A 1,067-nucleotide genomic window follows, 5' to 3' on the forward strand; every position below is an offset into this window, starting at 1 on the left:
AGCACCCGACGTCATCATGGTCCCTGCCGTCTTTGTCCGCCATCGCTTGGAGAGTTGATTGGCCGCTGGCTCGCGCCACGCCCGCAAACAATCCGAAGCCCTTTAAGGATACCACCAGCATGGCCTTCTTGCACCAACAACCGCAAATGTGCCTCGGCTTCGACATCGCCAAGGACACCGTCACCGTCTGCGACGGCACCACCACCCGCACCATCGCCAATCAGCGCAAGGTGATCCGCGCCTTCCTCAAGAGCTACAAACACATAGACCTTGTCGTGTGCGAGCCGACCGGCGGTCACGAAGGCTTGCTGCTCGAAGAGTGCCTGTGCGCCGGCATCGCCTGTCATCGCGCCGACACGCTCAAGGTCAAGAGCTTCATCCGCTCCTACGGCACGCACGGCAAGAGCGATGCCATCGATGCCGCGATGTTGAGAGCCTACGGTCGCGAACGCTGGGGAAAGCTGACCCTTTGGCAAGCTCCGGATCCCGACGAGACCTGCTTGCGCGCCCTGGTGCGGCGCCGCCAGGAACTCATCGCCATCAAAATCGCCGAGAAGAACCGCGCCAAGGCACCTGGCGGCCGCGAGCTCGCCGCCTCCTTCGAGGCCGTGATCAATGTCGTCGAGCGTCAGATCCAAGCTATCGATGCCGCCATGCGCAAGCTGATCGCCAACAGCCGTACCCTCAAGCACCGAGCCGCCATCTGCACGGCCATGGACAGTCTCGGCCCGATCGTGGCGGCCAAGCTGCTGGCCACCTTGCCCGAGCTCGGCACCATGACACGTCGAAAGGCTGCCGCGCTTGCAGGGCTCGCGCCTCATCCAAACGACAGCGGGCAAAAGCAAGGCTACCGCAAAATCCGCGGCGGACGACCCGAGATCAGGAGCATGCTCTACATGCCCGCATTGCACGCCGCTGCCGGAAGGGGTGAGTTCGCAACCTTCTACAAACGCCTCATCACCAACGGCAAAAAGCCAATGGTGGCCATCGCTGCCGTCATGCGAAAGATCGTCGTCACCTTAAACGCTAGGCTCAGGGACGCCGCCATTCCTCAGAGTTGATGACGA

The 1,067-nt window shown here is 62.2% G+C and carries 1 protein-coding gene; it reads left to right on the plus strand.

The window, feature by feature from the left end; all coding sequences use genetic code 11:
- The first annotated feature begins 119 nt into the window (after nt 1–119).
- The gene (locus tag CK227_RS36040) at nt 120–1,061 is read left to right on the plus strand and encodes an IS110 family transposase (RefSeq protein ID WP_095776203.1); all 942 of its coding nucleotides are present in this window, start codon (nt 120–122) and stop codon (nt 1,059–1,061) included.
- Nucleotides 1,062–1,067: the final 6 nt, after the last annotated feature.

This window comes from Mesorhizobium sp. WSM4308 (assembly GCF_002294905.1).
In the GTDB taxonomy this organism is placed as follows: Bacteria; Pseudomonadota; Alphaproteobacteria; order Rhizobiales; family Rhizobiaceae; genus Mesorhizobium.

Excerpts from the sequence above, each read along its gene's own strand:
- CK227_RS36040 (WP_095776203.1), top strand. The coding sequence starts at position 120 with ATGGCCTTCTTGCACCAACAACCGCAAATGTGCCTCGGCTTCGACATC.